This is a genomic window from Stenotrophomonas sp. STEN023, from assembly GCF_056760135.1.
This window is the reverse complement of sequence record NZ_JBRREF010000008.1, coordinates 31,843-55,859: the sequence shown is the minus strand read 5'-3', so window position 1 is coordinate 55,859 and position 24,017 is coordinate 31,843. Positions and strand designations below refer to the sequence as shown.

The 24,017-nt window shown below is 61.5% G+C and carries 21 protein-coding genes; 4 read left to right on the top strand and 17 right to left on the bottom strand.

Annotation, left to right across the window (positions count from 1 at the left end; translation table 11 throughout):
- Nucleotides 1-48: 48 nt before the first annotated feature.
- Nucleotides 49-1,926, bottom strand: a complete 1,878-nt coding sequence (locus tag ACVOLV_RS03825; protein ID WP_481553216.1) for a helicase HerA-like domain-containing protein — start codon at nucleotides 1,924-1,926, stop codon at nucleotides 49-51.
- Nucleotides 1,904-2,668: an ankyrin repeat domain-containing protein gene (locus tag ACVOLV_RS03820; RefSeq protein ID WP_481553215.1), complete on the bottom strand. Its 765-nt coding sequence runs from the start codon at nucleotides 2,666-2,668 to the stop codon at nucleotides 1,904-1,906. The genes ACVOLV_RS03825 and ACVOLV_RS03820 overlap by 23 nt, the downstream gene beginning before the upstream one ends.
- Before the next feature lie 470 nt (nucleotides 2,669-3,138).
- On the opposite strand from ACVOLV_RS03820, the gene ACVOLV_RS03815 reads away from it, so the two are divergent.
- Entirely contained in the window at nucleotides 3,139-5,427 is a 2,289-nt protein-coding gene (locus tag ACVOLV_RS03815; protein ID WP_481553214.1) for an N-6 DNA methylase, read from the top strand.
- On the opposite strand, the gene ACVOLV_RS03810 is transcribed toward ACVOLV_RS03815, so the two are convergent.
- The 8 genes from ACVOLV_RS03810 to ACVOLV_RS03775 form a co-directional block, all read right to left on the bottom strand.
- The gene (locus ACVOLV_RS03810) at nucleotides 5,424-6,272 is read right to left on the bottom strand and encodes a hypothetical protein (protein WP_481553213.1); all 849 of its coding nucleotides are present in this window, start codon (nucleotides 6,270-6,272) and stop codon (nucleotides 5,424-5,426) included. The two genes, ACVOLV_RS03815 and ACVOLV_RS03810, sit on opposite strands and share 4 nt — an antisense overlap.
- Before the next feature lie 314 nt (nucleotides 6,273-6,586).
- Nucleotides 6,587-6,775, bottom strand: a complete 189-nt coding sequence (locus ACVOLV_RS03805; RefSeq protein WP_277434281.1) for a hypothetical protein — start codon at nucleotides 6,773-6,775, stop codon at nucleotides 6,587-6,589.
- Nucleotides 6,776-6,923: 148 nt separating this feature from the next.
- Nucleotides 6,924-7,442 (bottom strand): hypothetical protein, encoded by a 519-nt coding sequence (locus ACVOLV_RS03800; RefSeq protein WP_481553212.1) that lies wholly within the window; start codon nucleotides 7,440-7,442, stop codon nucleotides 6,924-6,926.
- An 88-nt stretch (nucleotides 7,443-7,530) separates the two neighbouring features.
- A complete protein-coding gene (locus ACVOLV_RS03795) occupies nucleotides 7,531-10,482 on the bottom strand; it encodes a TraM recognition domain-containing protein (RefSeq protein ID WP_481553211.1) in 2,952 nt (983 codons plus the stop codon).
- 15 nt (nucleotides 10,483-10,497) lie between these two features.
- Complete coding sequence (locus ACVOLV_RS03790) at nucleotides 10,498-10,833, bottom strand: hypothetical protein (RefSeq protein WP_481553210.1); 336 nt, start codon at nucleotides 10,831-10,833, stop codon at nucleotides 10,498-10,500.
- A 65-nt stretch (nucleotides 10,834-10,898) separates the two neighbouring features.
- Complete coding sequence (locus ACVOLV_RS03785; protein ID WP_481553209.1) at nucleotides 10,899-12,092, bottom strand: hypothetical protein; 1,194 nt, start codon at nucleotides 12,090-12,092, stop codon at nucleotides 10,899-10,901.
- Between the two features lie 61 nt (nucleotides 12,093-12,153).
- Nucleotides 12,154-12,798, bottom strand: coding sequence for a hypothetical protein (locus ACVOLV_RS03780; protein WP_481553208.1), 645 nt, complete (start codon nucleotides 12,796-12,798; stop codon nucleotides 12,154-12,156).
- 28 nt (nucleotides 12,799-12,826) lie between these two features.
- Nucleotides 12,827-13,225, bottom strand: a complete 399-nt coding sequence (locus ACVOLV_RS03775; RefSeq protein ID WP_481553207.1) for a hypothetical protein — start codon at nucleotides 13,223-13,225, stop codon at nucleotides 12,827-12,829.
- 769 nt (nucleotides 13,226-13,994) lie between these two features.
- Between ACVOLV_RS03775 and ACVOLV_RS03770 the strand changes: the two genes are divergently transcribed.
- Nucleotides 13,995-15,056, top strand: coding sequence for a hypothetical protein (locus ACVOLV_RS03770; RefSeq protein ID WP_481553206.1), 1,062 nt, complete (start codon nucleotides 13,995-13,997; stop codon nucleotides 15,054-15,056).
- 6 nt (nucleotides 15,057-15,062) lie between these two features.
- A complete protein-coding gene (locus ACVOLV_RS03765; RefSeq protein ID WP_481553205.1) occupies nucleotides 15,063-15,992 on the top strand; it encodes an HNH endonuclease in 930 nt (309 codons plus the stop codon).
- A 687-nt stretch (nucleotides 15,993-16,679) separates the two neighbouring features.
- Here the strand turns inward: ACVOLV_RS03765 and ACVOLV_RS03760 are convergent.
- The 5 genes from ACVOLV_RS03760 to ACVOLV_RS03740 form a co-directional block, all read right to left on the bottom strand.
- A complete protein-coding gene (locus ACVOLV_RS03760; RefSeq protein WP_481553204.1) occupies nucleotides 16,680-17,033 on the bottom strand; it encodes a hypothetical protein in 354 nt (117 codons plus the stop codon).
- Between the two features lie 157 nt (nucleotides 17,034-17,190).
- The gene (locus tag ACVOLV_RS03755; protein WP_481553203.1) at nucleotides 17,191-17,523 is read right to left on the bottom strand and encodes a hypothetical protein; all 333 of its coding nucleotides are present in this window, start codon (nucleotides 17,521-17,523) and stop codon (nucleotides 17,191-17,193) included.
- Between the two features lie 272 nt (nucleotides 17,524-17,795).
- Nucleotides 17,796-18,365, bottom strand: coding sequence for a hypothetical protein (locus tag ACVOLV_RS03750; RefSeq protein ID WP_481553202.1), 570 nt, complete (start codon nucleotides 18,363-18,365; stop codon nucleotides 17,796-17,798).
- Between the two features lie 35 nt (nucleotides 18,366-18,400).
- A complete protein-coding gene (locus ACVOLV_RS03745; RefSeq protein ID WP_481553201.1) occupies nucleotides 18,401-18,997 on the bottom strand; it encodes a nucleotide-binding protein in 597 nt (198 codons plus the stop codon).
- A 98-nt stretch (nucleotides 18,998-19,095) separates the two neighbouring features.
- Nucleotides 19,096-19,614, bottom strand: coding sequence for a hypothetical protein (locus ACVOLV_RS03740; protein WP_481553200.1), 519 nt, complete (start codon nucleotides 19,612-19,614; stop codon nucleotides 19,096-19,098).
- A 440-nt stretch (nucleotides 19,615-20,054) separates the two neighbouring features.
- Between ACVOLV_RS03740 and ACVOLV_RS03735 the strand changes: the two genes are divergently transcribed.
- Nucleotides 20,055-21,845: a type 4 pilus major pilin gene (locus ACVOLV_RS03735; RefSeq protein ID WP_481553199.1), complete on the top strand. Its 1,791-nt coding sequence runs from the start codon at nucleotides 20,055-20,057 to the stop codon at nucleotides 21,843-21,845.
- Between the two features lie 455 nt (nucleotides 21,846-22,300).
- Here the strand turns inward: ACVOLV_RS03735 and ACVOLV_RS03730 are convergent, their stop codons facing one another.
- A complete protein-coding gene (locus ACVOLV_RS03730; RefSeq protein WP_282884374.1) occupies nucleotides 22,301-23,065 on the bottom strand; it encodes an AbiU2 domain-containing protein in 765 nt (254 codons plus the stop codon).
- Entirely contained in the window at nucleotides 23,062-23,976 is a 915-nt protein-coding gene (locus ACVOLV_RS03725; RefSeq protein WP_282884373.1) for a hypothetical protein, read from the bottom strand. The genes ACVOLV_RS03730 and ACVOLV_RS03725 overlap by 4 nt, the downstream gene beginning before the upstream one ends.
- Nucleotides 23,977-24,017: the final 41 nt, after the last annotated feature.

The window sequence follows — 24,017 nt, the reverse complement described above, 5'->3', positions numbered from 1 at the left end:
ACCTTGACTGATCCAAGGTCCCAGAAAACGGAGAGTTGGCAAGGCCACTCAGCGCTTGAACAGCGCGTCGATTTCTTCGGGGGTCATGGCCAGCACGCGCTGGACGTCTTCGACGCCCCCCTGGGTGATAGGGAAAGCAAACGCCCCGCCCGGCAACGTTGCCGACTGCGTCGCCTCCCCTTCAACGGGCCCAGCGGGCTTGGTGGTCCACTCTGCGGGCTCCTGCCCTTCGCGCACCTGCGGGTAGGTCTTCCCTGGCCATGCGAGCAGGAGCACGTCCCCTCCCATCTGGACGATCGCCTCTATGCCCCACTTCTCCGGCCCGTAGTGCTTGCCCTTGCGGAAGCCTAGCCGGTCAGTGAGTTCCCCACTGGAGATCAGCGCCCGGCTTTCTTCGTGGACCTGCGCATTGTCCTCGTGCGAACGCCACGCCACCTTGCGCTTGCCCAGCTGGCCTGCGAGCTTGTCGCGGGTCGCCCCCATCTGCACTTGGCACACCACATGGGTGCCCACCAGGGAGGAGAACGCCTGCGCCGTCTTCTCGCCATAGACCAACTCGATCTGGGCATGGTCTTGAACTGCCATGACGGCCACCACGCCCTTGCTGCGCCCCAGCGCCAACAATGGGTCGATGTTGAGCCGTCCAGCGCTGGTGAGCTCGTCGAACACGAAGTAGAGGCCTCGTCCGCCCTCATTGTCCGGCAAGCCCGGCCCAATGAGATCCGGAACGGCCACGTTGATCATGGCGGCGATGTAGGCCTTGGTCAGCGTGGGATCAGGCCCCGATTGAACGATGATTTGCTTGCGGCCCGTGTAGTCGTCTCGAATCCATTCGGTCATCGAGAAGCGGCGTTTGCCCACCTTGGGCCAGGCGGTGGCCAGATCGTCGATGAGGCGGGTGAAGCCACCGAGGGTGGACAGCACGCTGGCGGTGGTCTGGCTCTCGGCATTGACGACCAGGGCTGCGCCTCGGGGATAGTGATAGCGCATGCCCTCGCACATGGCGACCGCTGGCCGCCGCAGCAGCTGGGCCAGCTCGGGGAAGCCCCAGGCGCTCGGCTGAGTGTTCTGCAGCTCACGCACGCACCCGATGAAGAGATCCTGGGCGGCCATGGTCCAGAACTTCGAGCTGCCCTCTCCTTCAGGAATGAGGGAAGCTGCGAAGGCAGCCGCCTGGGTGGGCGTGCGCACGTCTGCGGCCACGTCCCACACGTAGGACCGCGCGTCAAACGGCGACACGAGGATGGGCCGTTTGAAGATCGAGGTGAAATCCCCCTTGATGTCGTAGAGGAACAGCTTCGCGTCCTTCATCCGCGCCAGCTGTTCCAAGATGTGCTTAAGGATGACGCTCTTGCCCGAGCCCACCGAACCCGTGAGGAGCACGTGACGTGCCCACTGCTTCTTCGACAACATCAGGTCAGGATGCAACGACAAGGCGAACGGGTCGGCTTCAATCTCCTTGGGTGTGAGTGATCGGCGCCGTGCCTCGGCAATGGCCTCCTCGCCTTCCAGCATCTGCGCGCCTGCCAGGTGCCAGGTGTTGCTCACCGGCTTGGCCTCCTTCAGGAATACACGGACGGCCAAGTAACCCGCCAACGCAAGCGAAACCCCGATGCGTGTCCAGGTGGCCACCGGGTGGTGATAGGACACCAGCTCGATGAACTCCCGCGCGGGAGCACGAGCCGAAATGCCAGCGGTTAGGAAGTGGTAGCCAGTCACCAGGCCGCCTTGCAGGGCATCGCTGTAGCGGATGAGTTGGCCGTCCGGGTTGGGGATGAGCCAGGCAACGCCCATGGCGCTGACGTAGACCACCCCGAACACGAATCCACCGCCCAGCAAGGCGCGGTGCCAGTAGCGAACCGGTTGCGAAGGGGCGACGTTGCCGGGCACCTCGCCCAGGGCGTCATAGGGCTTGGGCTTGCTCATGCCGGTGTTGATGCTGGTGCATGCGCGTGGGGGTGCGTCCACGCCAGCCGGGCTGCTCAGGGTTAGCGCCGTGGGCCATCAGCTGCAGGCAGACGCGGGCGTGCTTGTGGAGCGATGCCAGGTGGAGCGGTGCCCAGCCCTGCCCGTTCAATGTCGAGACGTCCGCACCGGCTTCCACCAAGGGGCTGACCAGGTGGGCGTGTCCGAAACGGGCCGCGTGATGGAGCGGCGTGTTCCCGTTGGCATCGGGCATGCGCACGCTGGCGCCCATGCCAATGCAGGCCAACAGGGCGGCTTCATGGCCCGCTCGGGAGGCGCCGGTCAGCCACGCTTGCCAGGGGCCATGTTCCTGGAGGCTTTTCGCGTCGGCGCGAGCTGCGCGCGCTTCTTCAGCCGCCATGGACAGGTCATGGAACAACCCTGTGTGTTGTGCGGAGGTAAGGCGCGAGACGTGGTCGGCGATGGCACTGAACGCCATGGGCTCGTTCTTGTCGCCCAGCCGCCGCTCGAAGGCCCGGACCATGTCTAGGGTCGAGGCGTTCTCGGGAGCGTCGAAGGTCAAGCGGTGAAGCCCCCACCGGAGATCCACCTGGGGAGCTCGGTCGGCGTCGCCGTGGCACACCTGCCAGACCAGGTCGCCGCGTCGTCCCTCGACGGGGGCCAAGCTCAAAGCATGGGCGCGGGCCAGGACGACGGAAGCGTGCTGCGGCTCGTTGCCGAACTCACGCAGCAAGGCGTCCACCAGAACTTCCGTTCGGTGGAGGCCCAGGGGGCGCAGTTGGTGTTGAAAAGATTCACGGGGGTCCATCCCCATGGTTGTAAAGGCGAATTGCCGGACGTCAAGCGAATGGCAAACATGCCAGGGATGGTGGGTCAGGTAGGACTTGAACCTACAAGGGACATTGCCATCAGTTTTACAGACTGCCCCGGCTGCATTACCGGACTACTGACTACCTGGGCTACTTTGCGGCGCCTTGAGGACTTGACAACTCGCGGTTTTCGGCTTCCTTGTGTAGATGAAAACATCTGCACATATCCTCGGGGAATGCCCCAACCTTGACAGCACCGGAAACGGCTATTACATAAAGCCGCTCGCCGCTCGCCGCTCGCCGCTCGCCGCTCGCCGCTCGCCGCTCGCCGCTCGCCGAGAAGCCAGAACTATGCCCGTCGTTCTAATCTGACTGGTTCCGCCCACCTCTTCGGAGGTGTGGCGTGAGAAGCAAGCCCAGCGAAACCATCACTGAGAACTTGTTCCGCCAACATTGCGGAGTTGATTCATTCCTGGAGAAGTCGGCTACCCCAGCCGAGTGCGGGTTCCGCTCAAAGAAGGGAACCGACAATGTCGGCTTCCCTGACTTCTACTTGGACACTCCTGATTATGCCGTTGTGGTAGAGGCCAAGGCCGTCGACCACGCGGCCGCCGAAAGCGAGGCGTGTTTCTACGCCACCAACAACGCTGTTCGTAAGGACATCCTCGCCATCGCGGTATCGGGCCAGTCGATCGACAAGCTCAAGGTGTCCTATTTCTTCCGTGAGGCGGGATCTAATCAGGCCTTGGCGCTTCCTTCGCCAAAGGATGCCCTGCTGACCACCCAGGAATTAGGGCGGCTGTATTCGCGCACCAAATACGGCAATAGCACCACTACCGAAGCGCTGGTCTCGGTGCTAAAAAACTTGAACAAGAAATTCCACAAGGATGGAAAGGTGCGTGCCGTCGATCGCAGCCTGTTTTTCTCCGGGCTCATGATTGCGCTCAACAGCAAGAACTTCCGCGATACCTACAAGAACCTGGCTGCCCCGTCGGCCGAAGAGGTCGCCTCCACGCAAGCGGTTGTCCTGGAGGCCCACAACCTCAACGCCGCCATCATCAAGGCGATTTCGGTCCAACTCAACAGCAAGGTCAACAACCTGTCCAAGCAGTTCAGCTGGGAGGACAAGTTCTCGTTCATCAAGAACATCGACTATTCGCTCCACGACTACAAGGCCATCATCGAACTGGTCGAGGAACAAATTTTCAAGCCGTTCAAGAACGACGAGAAGCAGGACATCCTGGGTCGGGCCTACAAAATATTCCTGTCGCGCGCGGGCAAGGCGGAGAACAAGAACATCATCCTCACCCCGGACCACATCAAGGCCATGATGGTCAAACTCGCCGACCTGACCCAGGATGATGTAGTTCTGGATACCTGCACGGGATCGGGCGGCTTCCTGATGGAAGCCATGGAGACGATGACGGGCTTGGCCAATGGCAACCCGGCCAAAATTACCCACATCAAGGAACAGCAACTGATCGGGTTCGAGGTGGATTCGGTGCTGTTCGCTCTTGCCTGCTCAAACATGTTCTTGCATGGAGACGGCAAGACCAACCTGCTTTACCGCTCAAGCCTGCTGGACTCCCGTTCTGGGCCCGCGGTGAACAATACGGACGCAGACCTGCTGGCCTACATTCGGCGCCTGGGGCCCACCAAAGCCATCATCAACCCGCCTTACGAGAACAACAACTCGTTCAAGTTCACCCAGCAGGCGATCGAGTTCCTGGAACCCAATGGCCGACTGGTCATCATCATGCCAACGCCCACCCTGACTCAGAACGAAAAGAATGGTGGCGCCCAGGAACTTCTGAAGCACGCCCAACTCGATTTCGTCATAAGCATGCCCGACGGTTTGTTTTCCGAGCAGGGGCGAACTGTCCAGACATCGGTATTCGGGTTTACCAAGACACCGCACCGAAAAGGTAAGAAAGTATTGTTCTACAATCTTGTGGACGATGGGATGGTAAGCGTCCAACACAAGGGAAAGCTTGATTGCAACAACAAGTGGCCTGGCATTGAGAGACAGGTTATCGACGCCGTGAACAACCGGACCGTTTTGGCAGGCGTGTCCGAAATGCGGGACATCTTCAAGGAAGACGGCTCGGTGTTCTGCGCCGGGCTTACACCAAAAATGGAAAGCGTTCACGGCCGCGCCCTTGTGCGTATTGGCGACTTGTTCGACGTGGCAAGCGGATCGTTGGCTAGTGGAAAGGCTGTTTCCAGTGGAAATTATGACTTCATAACAGCCGCCGGTGAGTGGAAAAAGCACGACGCCTTTGATTACGACTGCGAGGCGCTTGTGTATGCCGTGGCCGCGTCTGGGTCCCTGGGACGGTGCCACTATGTCAATGGGAAGTTCACTGCCAGCAACTTGTGCCTGGTTCTGACGCCTAAGAATAATGGACAACTGCCTGTCAATCTGTCGTTCTATCAGAACTACTTCTCGGTTGCCCGGCCTAAAATCGTGAACTCTCTGGCGGAGGGGACATCCAAGAAGACCATAAACGCGGCCCGTCTCCAAGACTACCTGATCGAGTATGTGCCTTTGAGCGAACAAATTGGTTTCAGTTCAAGGCTGAATCTCCTAGACAGGGTTTTGAAGCGTGTGGAGGTGCGGATACAACGCGAGAAGGAACGGCAACAGCAGATGTTCCACTGCTTGCGATGTGCGCCCGACGACTGCGACTAGCGCAACCGATAGCCGTTCACCCATGCCACATACAGCCAGAGATGATTGCGGAGAGCCGCAATCGTCTTGCTCGTGGTCCAGGTCTTGCGTCCCAACCTCGCCAGGTCATTTCTCATCTTGGCGAACAGCACGTTGATAGCGAACAGCGGATCGTAGTCGGTGTTGCCGATGGGTGAGTGCTGAACCTTGTGCTGGACTGGTGCGCCTACGGTTCGCACCCACTTGGGATAGGACGAGGATCCATCGGTCGTCAGGGTGGCGCCTGGCTTGAAGGCCACACTGGCCGCGTGAATAACCCGCGGCACCACCTGGGGCCGATGGTCGATCGACCAGGCGTTATTCACTCGTGGCTGATTGGTGGGCTTCTGGCATACATCGAACGCCAGGATGTGCCCGTTCTTGGCCCGGATGACCACGGGCACGGCCACCTGCTTCCATCGGGCATGGATGAAGGTTTCCAGCTCGTCCATCATCGCGTGTGAGGTGTGGTTGCTCTTGTCCGCCAGGAAGGCCGTGTGGTGTTTCTGGGCCTCCTTTGCCAGATGGAGGATCTTGCGGGCGATCGTGCGCTTGCTCACGCCCAGCAGGCGCTCCATGCGCCTCATGGACACGCCAGAAACCGCCAAGGCGAACACCTGCTGATTGAGGTCTGGCCGATGGTGCTGGCGGATGGCCTTGGTCTGGGTGGCGCAAAAGTAGGTGCCGCAGGCCTTGCATTGGTAGCGAGGAACTGGCTTTCGGTTGTGCTTGGGCCGCCTGTAGCCTTTCTTCCGATAGAAGTCTGCCGGCGGCGCCAGATGGTGCTCGCAGTCCTCGTTGGGGCAGATGGGGCGGGGGTTCCTCATCCCTCGAATGTAGCCGAAGAGTGCGGATTTGGCCCCGATTTATCGGAATACCGATAGATGGTGGCCCCAGAGGCTAGACAGGTAGGCGGGATGGCGCCTCACGGGTGCCGTCAAGTAGCCCAGGTAGGACTACTGACCCTTATGAAGCTCTGCGGTTCTGCGCGATGATCAACCTGGGATGGGTGCCAAGATCATCCAGACAACCACCGTCAAAACCCAGAGAGGGTGAAGCCAGAACATGAACTCGTCCCCATCGAACCGGCGGATGCTCCGCCGGAGGTAGACACGCACTTGTCGGTAAGAACGACTCATGCTCAGTTGAACATGACCTCGACGCCCATGTAGATGACGCCTACGAAGAACAAGCCCACCAAAGCTGCCTTGGCCATAAATGGTGCCAAAGCGAAAGCGATAGCCAGAATGGCGACGGCAAAGAAAACTGCCAAGATGGCAAGGGCGGCGTTCTCTACGGCCCATTCGTAGAAGTTAGCGATGAAAGTCATGTCGGTCTCCTTGGTGATATTTATGAGTAGGTCGGTCTACTCTTGTTACACCTTCAGGAAACCACATCAGAACTGGGTGTCAAGTCGCAAAAAAGCCCGATTCTGTGAAGAACCGGGCAATTTTTGACTTTAGTCGGAATGGGCGGAGTTACTGACTGAAGACGTTCCGCTGGCGCTGCTTCTCGTGCTTGTCCCAGTCGAAGTTCTTCTCATACTCCTTCATGAAAGCAGCCTCCTTCGGGGCCGTGCGGGCATACTCGGCGTAGCCCAAGCGCCCCGGCCCGTTCTCCATCCGCTGCTCACGGGTCAGCATGGGAGGGCGCTGCTCTTCTCCCTGACGCTGCTGGCGCCACTGCTGGACGGTCTGAAAGGCGACCTGTTCGTGCTGGTTGTCGGGTTGGCTTTCGGCCTTGGCCTTGTCGGCCTCCTGAATCTTCTTCTGCAAGGCCTCGATCTGCTCCGGGCTGGCCTTCTCGGCCCAATCCAGCAATCGCTGCCGGCGCTCCTCAATGGCCTGCTGGTCCTTGCTCACGGACTGATCGTAGGCCGCCCTGGCCTCTTCCTTCTGGACGGGTGGTCGGTCGCCCAACAGCTTCTCGTTGCGTTGTGCCCGCAGGGTGCGCAGGTCGGTAAGGGTTTCCATGGGGTGGGTGAGGGTGTCACTCATGTGAGGGTTCTCCAGTAGGGATGGGATACATCGAGGCTTGATCAAATCGGCGGATTGGCAAGGGGGCGAACCCCCTCGCCGTTCTCCGTCAGTCCAGGTCAGGAACCAGCTCGGCCAGGTCGATGCGCTTGTGACCGGCGCGGTTCAAGGCAACGATGGCGTGACCGCGGGGCTCCAGCAGGGCCGGATACTCTTCCTTGCGGAACAGGGGTTGAACCTCGCGCTTGCCGCCCGTCGGCATGTCGATGTCACGCGCCAACTCTCCTTGCCCGATAACGTCTTCCCCGCCAATTCGCCACGTGTGACCCGTGGCTGGATCCACACGGAGAGCGGTTAGACGGCCCGCGCCTTCCAGACGCATCTTGTCGAAGACAGCCGCATGGGGGTGGTTCGGATCGTTGAGGACCGAGTGACGGTAGTTTTCCAACCCGCCCTTGTAGTCAATGCCACGCGTCTTCTGCTTGAACGTGGTCAGCATGGCTTCACCGAACCGCTTGATCAGATACTCCACCGTATTGAATGAGCACTTCAGCGCGACCAACGATTGCATGGTGTTGGCCATCAACTCTGCTCGCGTCCTGCTTCCGAACGCATCTTCCAAGCTCTCGAATCCTTGCGTTGCCAGCACTGGCATCAGCCCCAACGAACGCGAGATGGAGAACAACTTGGTGTCATCGGCGGTGATCAGTAGGTGCGCCTCGTCCATCATCAACATGACTTCCACCTGGCCAGGCAACGCTTCTCGCCACTTGTCGCCATACGCGCCGCGCGCCTGGACGCCATTCGTGACCCGCTGCTTCAGCAAGCGCATCATCATCTCGCCGGCTTCGCCGTATTGGGTAGGTGGCAGGAAGAGGCCCACCATCGCGCCATACAGTGCCTTGGACACGTCCACCTCGCCCTTCTCGATCGAGTGCCAGGGGATGTCATTGGCGTCACGCAGCTTCTCACCCCGCAACAGCTTTTCCAGCAAGCCGCGGGAGTTCAGCGTGAACGACTGCCGTTGTTCGGCGTTCATGGCCGGAACTTCCAGCAGCGCCCATTCCAGGGAGCTCTGAAGCTGCGACATGGGGCGTTTCAGGTCCGGGTGGATCGTTTGTGGCTCGTTCTGCTGGCGCTTCCGGTAAGCGTTCAGATAGGCGGCATGCGCAGCACGGCCTTCCTCGTCCAAGCTGTTGTCCGGCTCTTCCAGTCCCAGATACTTGATCACTTCCATGATCTTCGGGTTGGGCTTGGGGATCGTTCCGGTGGGAATCACGCGTTCGACGTTGGACAGAAGCTTGGCGTGATGCAGGGGGGTGTAGGCCCAGCCTCGATCGGAATCGACGACGCAGGAGTAGAGACCCATTTCCTGGACCACCTCCGCCAACCGTTCTTCCACTTCAGTGGTGTCCTGACCCAGCTTGCGGAGCTTGCGCTCTTCGAGCTTCAGGAGCAGGTGGGATTGCTCCAACCCATCGATCTTGGCCATGCACCAAGCGCGGTAAACCTTCTCGTGCTCGACCAGAGCCTTCAGGATGATCCCCGTGTGGTAGAGGAACGCGTCGCCACCGTCGGACCACAACTTGGACTTCTCGTCCACGACACCGCCGGACGCACCACGCAACGCCTTCACGATCTGATCCGGCTCCAAACCCTCGTAAGGGCCGACGGACAGGCCAGGCTTCACCACGATGTCGAACAGGCCCTCCAGGTCGGAGATGATCGCGCCGTCCTTACCGTCAGCGATGAGCGCCCCGCCTGCCATGCCCTTCCTGCCTTGTTTGCGAGCGATAGCCTCGGCTGCCCGGCGGTAACGCCGTGCCAGCGGGCGCATCAGGGCGTAGGACTTGCCCGAACCAATGGCCCCGAAAATGATCAATCCTTGAGTGAGGTCCCTCCACGACAGCATCATCACCGTGCCCAGGTCGGGCGAGTAGCCAAAGCCCTTGTCGGTCAGATGTCCCAGGGCACGGGCTATGGCCATCAGTGGGCTCGTGTCCTTCAGTGCGTTCTGAGCCTGCTGCTCACGTGCCTTGACGTGGGAGTTGACCAAGGCCCCTTGGGTGCCCAGGTTGTTGTCGTTGTTCTGCAGGCAGAGGCGCGCGCCGGTCTGGACGAAGTTGCCCTCGGTGAACTGCATGGCATACATGCAGGCCAGGACGAAGGGCACGGCATCGCCCAGGCCCCACGGCAGGATCTGGGACACCAGCAGCGCGACCACAATGATGCCCACCCACTTCATCGCCTGGATGAACCGGGCGGCGGTGCCACCGATGACGCCGCGGTGGGGATGGGAAGCGGCGGCCACCAGGCATACCACGAAGATCACACCCACCAGGCCAAAGCCGATGACCGCGGCCTTGGTGAAGAAAGCCATGTAAGCCTGGAGCCCAGCCGAACCCGCTGCCGCACCTCCGACTCCTAGAGCGCTGAACTTTGACATGCCCGCCATGCCCATCGGAATCCACTGGAGGAGCACCAAGGCCTTCAAGGCTTCCTTCATGCTCTCGCCCTGCTTCAGGGCGATAAAGTAGGGAATGGTCGTCAGCAGGAAGGCCCAGCCCGCCCAGCCGATCCACGAGACCAGGAACAAAGTCAGCGCTCCAATCGCAGGGAACGCGAGATACATCAGGGGAGTGGCAATGCTGTCATTGCCCTGCCCCATGTCGTTGCCCTGAAGGAAGCCTTCGGCCCGGCGGCCGTTCTTGGTGATGGTGATGCGGGACTGGCTGTCGCGCAGGTCCTCCGGGACCTTCGGCCACCACTCCTGAAAGTCGTCCTCGCTCATCCCTTCCGGCACAAGGAACGCGTTCTTCTCCTCGTTCCACACTGCGCCGCACTCTGCAGCCAGTTGGGTGTCCTCTGAAGGAACGTCCAGGACGCGGCTGCGCACCCGGTCGCTCAGATCGAAGCGCCCCACCAGGTTTTCGAACTGTGCGTTCGATTGAACGATGATGGTTTCGCGGATGGTTGAGGCCTCGCCTTCCCTACGGCGGAATTTGCGCCCCAGGCCGCTCGTCCAGTCGATGACGCTCAAAATGTTGATGTTCAAAGCCATGGCGTTGTTCCTCCCTTAGTTGCCAAGCCAGTGCGACAGGACGGCGAGCACCGCGCACAACGGCGCGATCGCCAGGAAGCCCGCCTGGGCCACCCAGCGCTCAGCCACCTGCTCCACCTGGCTCGCGTAGAGCCGATCCTTCGTCCAGGCTTCATAAGCCGCGTCGTTGTCCACCGGCGGCACGCGATCGGCGCGCAGGTAGTAGAACGAACGCCTCACGGCTTCCGTCAGGTGCCCCATGCCCAGCGACTCGGGGCTTCCGATGAGCAGTCGCCCGTGAAGGTTCATCCACTTCGAGCCGAAGTGAAGCTTTCCGGGTTCCCGGAATTGCGTGAATAGCGACTGGAACATGCTTCCCCCTTGATTGATGAGTAGGTCACTTCTTTCTAGATCGAATCCCCGAGTTGGCAAGGGGATCACTTGATGCCGGATTTCTCCGCCCAAGCGTCGAGGTCGTCGCTCGCCTTCTGCTGCCAATCGTTCTTCTGCTCGGCAGCTGGTGCGGGAGCCTTCTTCGGCAACGGGGGTGACGCACGTTTCGGCGAAGGCTTGGGTTGGGCCTCTTTCGGCGCTGTCGCCGCTCCCGCGGTGACGGCGTCAGGCTCGGGTTTCTCGATCGTGGGTTCTGGCTTGGACTGCTCTGGAAGCACTGCTGGAGCGGGCGCGACCACGTGAGCTTCCACCGCCTCGGGCACCTGTTCGGGAACCACCGGAGCGACAACTGGTGCCACGGGAGCTGACGCGCTCGGCGGCGGCTGCTCATTCTTCTCTTGCAGGAAGTGGAGCGCCCCAGCGACCAATGACACCGCCACCACGCCACCCAAGACCCAGGACCAACGGGTGCGGAGCCTTGACTGCAGGGACGTTTGCGGCCCCTCTGGTGCCGTGGCGTCCGGTGAGCGACCAGGTTCCTCTACAGCACCGGGAGCCAACCCGCTCTGCCCGATCGAAACGTCATCGGTCACCTGCGGCTCTTCGACACCATCTTCTGGCTCACAAGGAAGGGTCCCCACGTCCATTCCCAATCCAGGCACTTCCACGACCTGCAATTGTTCAGTCTGGTCTTCGACAAGAACCGCTTCGCCCACCTCAACCGCACCTGCGTCGCCGGGAATTGCGGCGGGCTCCTGGACGGACAGCGCTTCGACCACGTCCTCGGATTCCATTTCGTCGGTAGGTGCTTTGCCCTCACACACCTCCCCATCAACAAGCACAAGGTCCTGAGCCATTCCGTCTGTCACGAGAGAACCCGCCCGTTCGCTCTTCAAGAACTTAGTCGCCACCTCAACTTCAGCCGCTTGGACCGTCGGGGTGCTCGACCTACCTTCTTCCGTAGCTTCAACTCGTTCTTCCGCGGCCTTGGCTAGCCTGGCGTCAACGGTCGCCTTGACGTCCCTTGCCTTCTCCGCCGCGGCAGCCGCCCCTTTCTGGGTCAGCTCGGCGGCGCGCTTGCCGATGACCCCGGCCCAGTGACCGGCGGCTTTCAGGGTTTCCTTGGTGTTGTCGGACACCAGCTTTTCCTCCACCGATGGAACAGTGGTCTGGGCCGCGTTGGCACGCTTCAACAGTTCATCGCGCTTCCGCTTGCGGATCAGTTCTTCGGGGGTCATGGGTTCTCCTGGAAATGGGGGAAGGAAGCCCGGGCATCGCAAGACACCCGGGCAATCGGCGTCAGCGGACGTCAGGCACCGGGGTCACGATGATCACGTGCTCGCCCTTGCCGCAGCGGTCATCCACCGTCACCTTCGACAAAGCACCGCGCTTGGCCAGCTCAACAATGGGCACCTGGCAGGCGACCTTGTCGGCGCCCTGGAACACGACCGTGAGCCCGTTTGTCGACTTGGTCAGCAAGCCGGCGAACTTGTCCAGGAACGCCTGGGTGTCGCTGTCCAGCCGCTTCATGTCGGCGGGGTTGTAGTTCAAGCGCAGCGAATCCAGGACGGCTTCCTGCTTGCCTTCGACCGTCTCGGTCCTCGTGACGACTTCTGCCTTCATGCCAGCCGCTCGTGCAGCATCCGCCGCCTCTTCGGCGCGCTCGCGCTGCTGCTTCATGTATGAGGCCGTGGCGCCTACGGCCGCACCCGCAGCGCACGCGGCAACGGCACGGTCCTTCTTGCCGGTCAGGTAGGCCAGGGCGCCACCGGCGACGCAGCCGATGCCACCGGCCTTGAAGACGCGCTTCTTGTCGGTCTTGGGCTTCGCCTCGGCAGAAGTGGATTGCGCGGACGTGCTGGACTGGGCCATGACCTGCAGCGGCATTGCCATCGGCAGGCAGGCGATCAGGCAAAGGGTGATGGGGAGGGTGGAGCGTTTCATGGGATGGATCTCCTATACGTGGGGGAAGTCAGGCGCGGGGGGCGAGCATGGGATTGGGTGCGGGCGCCTTGGCCGCACCGGTGCTCTTGGCTGGATGCTGGGAGAGAGATGTCAGAACACGACGCAACACGTCTTCGTAGTTCTGGATGGCCTGGGCTTGCTCGGCCTTCATTTCGTCGCGCAGCCGCTTCTGGTCTTCCTGGAGAGACCGGCGCAAGGTCGCGTTCTCCTCGCGCAGCTGATCGAGAAGAAACTCCAGGTGGGCGTTCGAGTTCTCCAGCGCCGCCGTCAAGGTGACGCCCGCGTTGTGGCGCTCCACTGCATCGCGAACGTATGCGTTGAACGGAACACCGCTCTCGCGAGCAAGACGGCGAGCCAGTTTCAATTGCTCGTTGTCGAGGTTTACGTTTTGACGAACGAACGCCATCGGTTGAGTAACTCCATTTCGGGCTTACTCCACCGATACCTGGAATCCGCGAGTTGGCAAGGCCCCACCGCACGAGCCTGAAAAACATGGGCGAAACGCCCTAACAAGCTCCGACGCTGTCTCCATTGACTGGTGACAAGGTCAGGCCTTGATTGCATTGAGCTTTCGCCGTTCGTGACGCAGATTTTGGGCGCGAAGCGCACACCCACTTCAGTGCGTCATGTGTATGACGAGTCCAGGGCACCCTCCAGGCTTCTGCTTCGGTGCCTGGGCCGACACTGCTTCAACCGACGCGGAGCTGTTGCCGTTGCATTTCGCCACCCCTTGCGATTCCCCAGTGCAGAGGTATTGGTAGTTCATCCCCAAACCGGTTCATCTCTTCCCACGTTCACGCCATGCCTTCCCAGACCCCACGCTCCCCCGCCCCTCTCGCCTTCCGTCGCCCCTCGCACGGAAAGCCAGTTGCGTTCGTTCGGCCACCCGTTTCTTCTCGCCGGCCAACCCTCGTCCGTGACCACCGCAACCCATCGGCGCCGCACTCGAAAACCGTTGAGGCATTCGTTTTAGTCAAACCAGTTGGGGGACGCTGGATGCACGGTGCGGGTCGCTTTAGTCAAATGGGAGCAGTCACCCTCGCAAACCGACTCGTGGCCCGAACTTCCGTGCGCCATTTCGTTTTAGTCAATCCGGTGAGGGGGCTGTTGAAGTGCTTGCGCCCCATCCATGACACCCCATTCCGAAGCGCTTGCCATTCGCTTGAGGCCACCCCATGACCACCTCAAACTTCCAGGCATTCGTCCAACGGCTGCTGGAGAAACACCGCGCCCGTGCTGCCGATAACCCCCGGTGGGCGCTCGACCTGCTGCGGCGACAAGACAACCCGACGTGTGCGTTCTGCTGCTCGCCCATCGACGTGAGCCGGTGGCAGTCGTGGGGTCTGTCACCCCTCGTTCCGTTCAACCAGGGCGGCCCCGTCGAACCGTCGAACCTACGGATGGCCTGCAAGAAGTGCGCGGTCGAACGCGGCGCGCGCGACCTTCTGGCCTGGGAAGAGCTGGCTGCAAAGGTGCCTGCCGAACACCTGAACCCGCTGAAGGAAGCCCGGTTGGGAGTGTTGCAACGCTCGGACAATCACCTGACCTCTGTGGGTCGCTACGCGAAAGACGGAACCGTGCTGGACCTGCTCCGTGAGCGCTGGAAGCATCCCCGCTTTCTCGTCTACGTCGAACGCCATGAGAACGGATGGTTCGTGGGTTGGCCGGTGGGCCAGCGGACCCTCACGACCCGCAACGAAGCCGCCGCCCTGCTGCGCCAGGTGCACCAAGCCCGATGGGTGGAGCACGGGGAGGTGGTGGGCTTCGACGTATCGGAAGAAGTTTTTCAAACCGCTGTCTGGCAGCTCATCGAGTTCCATGCCCTGGTCATCGACCTGAGCCCAGACGAAGCCGCCCACCGCGAGCGGACCGGTAAGAACAGCTGGATGGCGCGGTATCCGACCTTGCGCCAGATCCGCCAGCGGCGCAAAGGCGCCCACGAAACACCCTGGCCACTTGCCGTCAATGGACAGATCAGGGCATACAGCGAGAAGGCTGGCTCAGTGCGCATGCGGGAGAAGCGGCGAGCGTCAAGGGAGGCGGAAACGAAAGCGAGGTGGCTGGAAGCCAGGCACCGGCTGGAACACCGGGACGCCGCGGTGGAAGCTGGCCAGGTCCGGGAATGGCTTCCTGGGGAGCGGGCAGCCCTGCAGGCCGACGTGGACGATCTGGCGCAGGCCTGGTTGAAAGCCCGCAAGCGTGTGAGCCTGGACCAACCCTCACGGCCTGAGGAGTAAGCCAGCTTGACTTCTACTACCATGGGACGGCTTTCAATCCTCGGCCCGGGCATGGACAACGAAAAGGAACGGATCGCGAAGTGGCGCGCCGAACGGCGACAGAGCCGTGAAGATCAGCGGAAAGCCAATCAACGGCCCTACAGCAGCCTCTTCACCATCGACTCTAGCGAGGTGACGGATCCACCGGAGCTCCAGGAATACTTGGTGCGGCTGAACCTGGCGAAGGGAAATCGCGCACGCCGGATGAGCAGTGGTGAAGTCCGCCTGGCGCTCACCACCTGGAGCTTGGATGAACTGAACCAGCTCTGGGGCATGCGCCGCGAAAAGCTCACTTATCTTGAAGATGCCGCCCTGCTGTTGGCGGAGATACGCCACCGGTCCGGAATCGATCACGAGTTGCGGCCAGCGTCCGAACTCATCTCCTACGAGGCCATCCAAGCTCTCCAGGGAGTGCTGGAAGAGAACGGGCGGCTGACGGTGGAGGAGTCATTCTCCCCGACCGTGGAAGCCGTGGTGGCCGAAGGAAAGCGTGTGGAGCAAGTCCTGCGGGTGATCCGGGAAGGACAAGCGGAGTTCCGAAAGCGCCTGGTCGCCCACTACGGGGCGGTGTGCATGGTGACGGGGACAGCCCATGCCAGCGTCATCGACGCCGCCCATATCGTTCCCTACAACGGAGCTTCCACCAACGCCTTAAACAACGGCTTGCTGCTGAGGAAGGATATCCACGCCCTGTTCGACGCCGGGCTGCTGACCATCGGGCCTGACCTGGTCGTTTACGTGAGCGCGGGGGTGGACGATCCGTTCTACCGTTCCCTCGATGGGAAGGAATTGACGCTGACGGCCCCGCCCAGGATGTCCAGGCAAGCCCTGAAACAACGCGTCACCGGAAATGAATCGTCCGAGCTGGGGGTTGCTGGCGATGCCAGCACCGGTTGAAACCTGCGTTTCTCAGTGAACCTGCACCAGGCACCGATCCACGAGTTGACGTAGGGCTTCTGTCAACGAGACGCCCGCGGCCTGAGCGTCGGCACGCAACGCGTCGCCGGCCTTCACCGACACCCGGCAATCCGGAAGAGCGGCCGTGAACCTCGCTGATTCACCTTGGGCCTTCCGAATGCGGGGCGACAACGGTTGGCGGACTTGGGCATGAGTGTTGACCAACGCGGCCAATGCCGCCGTGGTCGAGAGCCCTTTGCGTCGCGCCAGTTTCCTGAATGAGGCAGCCTTGTCAGGATCTAGGCGCACCATGGGCAGCCGGTGCTCGCCCTGGGGTTTTGAGGGAATGGCGTAGGAGTTAGTCACGGAAAGGACGTCACATGTCGTATTCGTCAAAAGCGCATTCGCCGCATAGCCCACCCATCGCGGCGTGAAACGAGCAGTCCACTGCACGCCGTCCGCATTGCGAGCAGGAGCCTGTCTGGGCTCGCGCAATCCTCGATCGAGAGGTCCGGCAGAGGGCTACGTCCGCTCCCTGCCAAACAATGCCATCGACCTGTGCCTCCCAGGTGTTGCCATTCTTCGCAACCACTGTCAGCTGATCGCCGACGCCCACCTTGGGGGCTAGGACCCGGGCGCCCCACTCGCCCGATTTGAGCAGAGTGGGGGTAGCTTGATGGTGAGCCATCAGTGTTTCACCAGGGCTTTGAGGTGGCTGATCGAATCGCCTTCCACTTCCGTCGCGCCTTCGCCTGCTTGGGCTTCCAGCTGGCGCTTAATTTCAGCAAAGGCCTTACCAAAGCCGGACGCGGGGCCAGCGTTGCGCACGTCCACTTCGATATCTTCGAGCACTTCAAACGACTTCTCCCAGCGATGGCCGGTCTTGCTCAACTCGTCGGCCACTTTCTCAGCCGCCGCCACGTCGAACCGGATGAGACGCAATTTCCTCCAAATTCCCCAGGCGCGGGCTCCTCCCGTTCCTTGCGCTTCAGTGATGGCGAAAGCCTGCTTGTTGTTGTGGGTGATGGCGTGGATATACATGTCAGTTCCTTGGTGTTGGTTGGCAGGATTGCCTCCCTCAAATCCAAGTTACGACAGCGCATAAAAAGCGCAATAGTTTTTCCATCACTTTTTACGACTAAATGCAATTTCTGCGGCCAGATAAAGCATTTATTACTTACATAAAGCCCTCCGCGCATCAGGAATATCTCTCATTCTCCTGTTCGTATTTCCAACAACGGGCGGCGGCCTCGGCTTCGCTCTGCATTTCTCGCCACTTCAAGAGCAACTCCTTCTTTGACTTCGGACGCCCCTTCTGCACGACCACCCTTCTGCCATCGACCACGATCCACTCCCCCATCGGATGCGAGTAAGCTCGATGCCGAGCGCACCAAGTGTCCGCCCAACCCCAATTCTCCTCGTATCGAAACCCAACCGGTTCCAGGGAAACTTGCGAATACCCCTCCACCATTCCCGCGTTGAGCCCCATCACTTTCATCAGTTCCTCATCGTTGGTTGCATTCTCATTCATGTGATCTCCTCGGTAGCTTGAGGGCATCATCGCCACTCAAACCCAAGTTACGACCCCAACCCGAGAGCGCAACCGATGAAGCTCTACTCGAACGTTCACTTATTAAACGTATTGGGGTCTTAGTCGACTCAACGGACGTTAAAGCGCCGTAGGCGTGTGCCTTTCCCCGCCAGGGGATGCTTTTCAGCCGCTGTTGCTTTTCCTCCGGCACGAAACCCGGGCACAAAAAAAGCGGCCGTAGCCGCTTTCTTCGTCACCCCTGTTTGCCGTGGTCAGTAGATCTTGCCGTTCCTTGCCTTGCCCCGATTCCGCACGGCCACCCTAGCGGCTTTCCGTTCCTCGGCGTGCGCGTCTGCCGGCGAGCTCACGACCAACAGAGTCTTCTCCTTGATGAGCGTCGCGGCGGCATAGTCCGCCAGCGCCACCATGGCCGTGGTCAGGGCCACTTCCCGGCCGGCGTCTTCGGAATCCTCGTAGCCGAACAGCTTAGCGATGTTCTCCCGAAGCTTGGGCGGGATGGTCACCATGGCCCGGTGATGGCGCAGGCCGTCCTCCCGCCGACGGTAGTCGTGGAGGGTGACCGACCGCGGCATGACCATGTGAACGCGCTTGCCACCCACCGTGCCCGCCCGCTGGCTGTCGTCGTAGTCGAAGTAAGACTTCCGCTCCGGGTAGTCGCCCGGCCCCAGCAGGACGTGCTCGGGAATGCGCCCGATAGCCGGCTCGGCCTTCGCGCTCTGGCGCGACGCCTTGGTATGAGTGACGTTCTTCACGTCGTCCAGCGTGCGTTTGGCAGTCTTCTTCGTCACCGCCTTCTTGGCGGGAGCTTTGCGAGTGGCCATGGGTAGGTCTGGGAGGGAAACCAGTGGAAGGTCAATCATGCCGCAGCCCTCCCCTTGCCGTCACGCTTGAGGGTGTGGCGCACCTTCACGGCCAACCCGTGGATCTCTTCCTGGGCTTTCAGTGCCCACCTATCGGCGGCGTCGAACACCGTCTGGCCCTGCTCGTAGCAGTCCGCGATCAGTGCCCGGTCGCGCACAAGAACCGCCCCAGCCATCTTGGGGTGCTCCAGCCGGCGACGGTGAGAAGACCGCTTTTCGTTGGCCCGATTGGCGATGGGCAGATAGCGCTTGCCCTTCTTCTCCAGCACCTCCACCGTCCGAAGGAAGATGAGGAAGCTGGCCCCGTCCAGCAGCGTGGGAACCAAGTAGAGATCGGCCTCGGGGATCATTTCGTTGTCCGGCAACCGGGGCGGGGTGTCAGTGATCTCAATCTGAAACCCTGGGGAACGCGAGCGGCCCACCGAGAATGGGGTTTCGTCGGACAGGGCCGCGAAGGCGCTGGCACCCCCCTGGGGGTCCCGGTCATTGACCAGCACACGTAGCCTGGGGTCGCGGGCGTAGCACCCGGCCAGGTTGAGGGCCAACGTGGTGCGGCCGACACCGCCCTTCAGGGAGAAGCAGCACAAGCGCATTGAAAACTCCGTCTATATGAGTAGGTAGGGGTAGCCCAACCGACTCTACAGAGAGCCAATCTCAACGCAAGTGCATGTTTTTGCAAACCTTTTAGCCGTTAAGCCGCCAGACTCTTTTCTTTGAACTCGGCGCACCGTTGGGACGACCTCAAGCCGCCCTTGATGGGGGGAAGCGTCCGCTTGGTAATCATGGCTTCGGACGGCGACACGTGGAGGTCGAACGATTGCTTAGCCATCCAGTCTTTCAGCGAGGGTGGAATCTCACACCCAAGCTCTTCGAAAATGGTCCGGCTCTGCTTGCCGATACGGTATTCGGCGAATGGGTCCGCGCCCGCGGCGGCCAGGATGAGGGCCATCTGGTCGAACCCATAGGCCAGGTGCGGACTGTCCCGATACGCCTTCCACCCCATGCAGGCCAAGTGGAAAGCGGTGATGCCCTGCAGGCTCACCGGGGCATCAAGGGACGGGAAGATGGCGTTGTCGTCCCCTGAGGTCCAGGCGTCGATGCGGGCCTGATGGATGCGGCGCACCAGGTGGCGCAGCAGAAACGGGTTGTTGGCCTGGACCGCGGCGTGGAGCTCGCGGGCGAAGCGCTCTTTGGGGTTGAGGGCGCTCATTTCCACTTGGCCTCCTTTCGGCTCTTCTGCTCGAAGTGGGCTTTCTCTTTCGCCAGGCGAACCAGCCGATGTCGTTTCGAGTTGGGGATGTGGGCGGCTTCAACGAAGCCTCGGCAAGGCTCGTTGGCGGCGTTCATGAACAAGCCCGAGCGGGGTTGGAGCACGGTCAATGAGATTTGGTGCATGGGGGTGATTCCTGTCGGTTGAGGTTGGGCCTTTTATGAGTAGGTCATCCCACTCCTTTAATCGGCTTAACCCCATGCAACCACACCGACAGGTCGAGTCAAGGGGGTAAATTGCAGAAAGTCTGACTAAAACAGGGGCTTGCCAAACCACCTTTGCATCGCATGCTGAAATGCATGACGACATTTCCTTCTCTGCGCAGACATCCCTCCCCCTCTCGCCTTACCAGCGGAGTTCGCTCTGCGCTGGGCTTCGGCATGGTGGAGACCTTGCTAACCCTGGCCGGGCTGACCGTGCTCTCTGTCGTGGCGTTCGCGAGCTACTCGCACGTGTCCGCGAAGTCCAAGGTGTCGAGCGAGAGCGACAACCTGCGCGAGCTGTCCACCAAGGTGGAGAACTCCTTCGGATTGCTGGGCACCTTCGCGGGCGTCAGCGCCGACGCGCTCGCTCGCGATGGCCTCGCCCCCGACCGGTTGACCCGCGGGGAAGGTCTGCTGACCAACGCCTGGGGCGGCTCGGTCAACGTGGAGCCGTATACGGTCACCCGATTCGGGGATGGGTTTTCAATCGTCCATCACCAGGTTCCCGCCCGCTCCTGCGCCGACTTCGTGGCCGCCAACGCTCGGGATCCATGGGACATCCAGGTGTCGGACGTGTCGGTGATTCGCAACCACGGCGGCCAACTCAACGTAGAAGCATTGGCGGACGCGTGCGCCGAGGGCGATGGCCGGGTGGAGTTCGTCTACCACACGGGGTTGGTGGCGGGGGCTGCAGTAACGGCTTCTCCGCTGCAGCTTCCCCACACCCCGACCTCAATCACTCCTCCCGGCTCTCCTCCTCTGGGCGGTCCCGTGGGTCCTGCTGGGCCAGTGGGCCCCGCCGCTCCCGTGGGCCCAGTAGATCCAGCCACCCCGGCGACCCCGGCACCCGTGCCAGCGGCACCCACGCCACCGGCTACGCCGATCACGCCGACCACACCTCCAACATCGCCCCCGCCGACCACGCCCCTGCCCTCGACGGTGCCCGCGTGCGCTGTTCCGTCTCCGGAGAGCCGCAGCCTGGCAACCTGTCCTGCGGGCACCTGGGGGGTTTCCCGGCAGACGCGCCAATGGTGGTGCGGGGACGTGGGTGGGGTCTACGAAGCATGGGCCACTGCCCAGCCGGGTGCCTGGACCACCACCGGCAACACCTGCGCCGCGTGCCCGGGTTCGACAGCCGAACCTCAAACCCGCTGGGAGACCACTTCCAGCGCTTGCCCTTCGGGACAAGTGGGCCTCATCACCTGGGACTACGAGCAGGCCCGCAGCCGTTTGGTGTCCTACAACTGCCCGGCGGGCACCGCCAGCCTGCCGGGTCCTACCTACGGAGCCTGGTCGTCGTGGAGCAACACCGGACAAACCCGTAGCCGCCTCAGCACTTGTGCGCCCGCGTGTTCAGCGCCTGCGGCGGCGTCGGTTGCCATCAGCCGGAGCTTGCTCAATCAGAGCCAAACAGTGGCTTGTCCCAGCGGTCAAAGTGGGACCCAAACGCAAACCCGCACAGTGACCGAAGGCGGCACCCGCACGACCACATGGACATGCCCCGGCCCGACCTCCAGCACCAGCGACGTATGGAGTAGCAGCTACAGCTATGGCGCATGGACCACGACCAGCAGCAATTGCGTCACTCGACCGGCTGATTGGAGCGCGCTGCGCGTGACGTGTGAAGCCAAAGCTTTCGGCGGCACGTATTCGGACAGCAAAGATCGGCCTTTTACGGCCGGGGCCACGCTACGCTGCGAAGCTGACTGCAAAACGTCGGGATCCAGCGTCAACACATGCCGGGACTTCAGCAACACCAACGCCGTTTTCCGCTGGGAAGTGCTGGCTTCCACCGACTATCAGGTCATTTGGGCTGGAGACTGCGCAGGCACTACTGGCAATCGCTGTTCCATTTCATTGAGCGGACGACGCGGCTCAAGGTCCGGCACATTCACCGTGGTTCACATGCCGACCGGCGAGCAAAGAAGCATGAATTTCTCAGGCTCCTACGAAGCCCAGGAAAAGTAGTCACTTCACCTCGCGGGCGGTCCCGTTCCCCTGGAAGAAGACACGTCCATCCTCGCCGGCTAGGTAGCCGGCCCCACTACGGCGGTCTGCATCGCTGAACGCGTTGAGCGCCTGTCCGTGGACCACGGCCAACGACGGACGACCGCCGGCAAACGTCTCGCCCATCAGCAGCAAGTCTGTCTTGGACGGATGAAAGCGCCCCTGCTTGCCCTGGCTGTGGATGGTGGCCCCCGCATGGCGGATGCGGCGCCCAAGGCGGTGGCAGCGGGGGCACCATCTGCGTCAGCTCTCAAGGCGATGGCAACGGCTACGGTTGCGGTGGCCAGGTGTGCGACGCGGCCCATGACGGGGTCACCTACGCCAGCGGTTACGCCGAGCGGTGGGACGCACCCTGGCCGGATTGCGACTACCAGGTTTTCACCTGCATGGTAGTGAACCCATAACGGATCGGCTGGCTACTTGAGGCCTGCGAGGGTTCGCCACATGGCCTTGCCGTTCTTTTCGTGGACGGATGCAAACTGCTTCGGATCCCAGTTCGTTCCGGTCAAGAGCAAGCCCAGCTCTGCCACCATCGCCTGGCATTCGTCGCTGAAGTCCAGCAGTTCCGTGAACGTCAGCCCGATGGTGCTGATGTCGAAAGCGCGGGGCTCCTCATCTAACTTGCTCATCTCCAGGTGCGCATGATGCTTGTCGCGCATGGTCTTGATCTTGATGACCACCGGGTGCGTTCTCAGCGCCTCCATGTCGGCCTCCAGCTTCGACCAACGCTCATCAAATTGCGCGTAGTTCCTAACCCTGTCCTGTTCCCTGAACTTCTCCTGAAAAATGGCGGACATCTCCGGTGGCAAATCGCCGATAGGGGCGTCGTGGAGGTGATCGAACATTCGTCCGTAGAGGTCCCGAAAGTGCTCCTTGATACCCGGAGCCGCGTGGACCTTGCGCCAGAGGTTGGCCAAGCTCCCCGACCTTGGATCGTTGTCGAGAAACAGTCGCGACAAGTCGCGGACCAAATCTTGTCCCAGCAAAGGCGCCAGATGGTTCCAGGCGTTCGCGCCGGGAGTCTTGTCCAGCTTGGCCTTCAGGCCCGCCTGGATCTCCGGGTCTTGGATGAGGGGCGATAGGATGTGCCGGCGTTCGTCCAGGATGTGGCACTCCTGCGTCAGCACTCGAATGAACCCGTCGATCTGCCTGACCCGCTGTTCCAGTTCTTCGTGCGTCATGACTGCTCCGCTTCCAGCGGGACCTGCTGAAACCTGACCTGCAGGCGCTTGATCAGAGCCCTGGTTTCCGCGTTGGGCGCGCGCGTGCACACCAGGACCGCTTCTCCGTTGGGCACGTAACGCATGGCTTTCTGCTCCGCCCGAACGATGGCGCGATACTTCACTGCCTGATAGACACCTCGCTGCAGTTCGTCCTCACTGCATCGGCTGGTTTTCACTTCAACCGCCAGACGCTGCTTGCCGTTGTCGAAATGAGCGTCCAGCCGATCGCCCGAACTGAGCAACTTCTCGTTTGTGCCCGTCTTGAAATCACCGTAGTCCATGAACTCCTGGGGATGGCCGGCCACCCACCGCTTGAGCGCTTGGTGTTCGGCGCTCTCTGGACCGCCTCCCTGCTGGACTTTCGGGAGGGGAATGACACGCTTCGTGTGGTCCTGGGGTTTCTCTCCAGCGTCAGGCTCCACAATGGGAGCACCTAGGGCGCGGGCCACCCTGTCCCAGTGGGGGTAGGTGAAGACATCCTGCTTGGCTTCTTCGAACTGCGCCTTGCGATCTTCTTCCGTCGCCATGGGCTTGCCATCGAAATAAGCTGGAACGATGGTCACCGCACCGTCACCTGGAACACCGCTGTTCTTGTTGATGACAATTGCATGCAGGGGAGGAATGGGCTCCCCCCATTGTTTGCTCAACCACTCGATGGCCTGGGCCACCCCACCCGCCACCCGTCCGTAGTTCAGGACGTGCTTGATTGAGTGGCCGTTGCGGTCGTGGAGCTCACGTGCCAGATCGGTGTAGGTGTGGTCATCGCCTTCCTTGGCCCATCGCAGCAGGATAGGCAGTGCGTCAGGCACCAGCGGTCCCAGCTTCTCGCTCTGCGCCAACGGAATCAGTTTCCAGCTGAACTTCTCCATCCCCAACCCCTCCCTTGTCCTGCCTTCATGGTAGCCGCGGG

What these genes read in the sequence shown, in the direction of transcription:
- ACVOLV_RS03755 (WP_481553203.1), bottom strand. Translation starts at nt 17,523, where the DNA reads ATGAATGAGAATGCAACCAACGATGAGGAACTGATGAAAGTGATGGGG.
- ACVOLV_RS03750 (WP_481553202.1), bottom strand. Translation starts at nt 18,365, where the DNA reads ATGGCCACTCGCAAAGCTCCCGCCAAGAAGGCGGTGACGAAGAAGACT.
- ACVOLV_RS03805 (WP_277434281.1), bottom strand. Translation starts at nt 6,775, where the DNA reads ATGACTTTCATCGCTAACTTCTACGAATGGGCCGTAGAGAACGCCGCC.
- ACVOLV_RS03735 (WP_481553199.1), top strand. Translation starts at nt 20,055, where the DNA reads ATGGTGGAGACCTTGCTAACCCTGGCCGGGCTGACCGTGCTCTCTGTC.
- ACVOLV_RS03825 (WP_481553216.1), bottom strand. Translation starts at nt 1,926, where the DNA reads ATGAGCAAGCCCAAGCCCTATGACGCCCTGGGCGAGGTGCCCGGCAAC.
- ACVOLV_RS03740 (WP_481553200.1), bottom strand. Translation starts at nt 19,614, where the DNA reads ATGAGCGCCCTCAACCCCAAAGAGCGCTTCGCCCGCGAGCTCCACGCC.
- ACVOLV_RS03785 (WP_481553209.1), bottom strand. Translation starts at nt 12,092, where the DNA reads ATGACCCCCGAAGAACTGATCCGCAAGCGGAAGCGCGATGAACTGTTG.
- ACVOLV_RS03775 (WP_481553207.1), bottom strand. Translation starts at nt 13,225, where the DNA reads ATGGCGTTCGTTCGTCAAAACGTAAACCTCGACAACGAGCAATTGAAA.
- ACVOLV_RS03795 (WP_481553211.1), bottom strand. Translation starts at nt 10,482, where the DNA reads ATGGCTTTGAACATCAACATTTTGAGCGTCATCGACTGGACGAGCGGC.
- ACVOLV_RS03810 (WP_481553213.1), bottom strand. Translation starts at nt 6,272, where the DNA reads ATGAGGAACCCCCGCCCCATCTGCCCCAACGAGGACTGCGAGCACCAT.
- ACVOLV_RS03790 (WP_481553210.1), bottom strand. Translation starts at nt 10,833, where the DNA reads ATGTTCCAGTCGCTATTCACGCAATTCCGGGAACCCGGAAAGCTTCAC.
- ACVOLV_RS03780 (WP_481553208.1), bottom strand. Translation starts at nt 12,798, where the DNA reads ATGAAACGCTCCACCCTCCCCATCACCCTTTGCCTGATCGCCTGCCTG.
- ACVOLV_RS03745 (WP_481553201.1), bottom strand. Translation starts at nt 18,997, where the DNA reads ATGCGCTTGTGCTGCTTCTCCCTGAAGGGCGGTGTCGGCCGCACCACG.
- ACVOLV_RS03800 (WP_481553212.1), bottom strand. Translation starts at nt 7,442, where the DNA reads ATGAGTGACACCCTCACCCACCCCATGGAAACCCTTACCGACCTGCGC.
- ACVOLV_RS03760 (WP_481553204.1), bottom strand. Translation starts at nt 17,033, where the DNA reads ATGTATATCCACGCCATCACCCACAACAACAAGCAGGCTTTCGCCATC.
- ACVOLV_RS03730 (WP_282884374.1), bottom strand. Translation starts at nt 23,065, where the DNA reads ATGACGCACGAAGAACTGGAACAGCGGGTCAGGCAGATCGACGGGTTC.
- ACVOLV_RS03725 (WP_282884373.1), bottom strand. Translation starts at nt 23,976, where the DNA reads ATGGAGAAGTTCAGCTGGAAACTGATTCCGTTGGCGCAGAGCGAGAAG.
- ACVOLV_RS03770 (WP_481553206.1), top strand. Translation starts at nt 13,995, where the DNA reads ATGACCACCTCAAACTTCCAGGCATTCGTCCAACGGCTGCTGGAGAAA.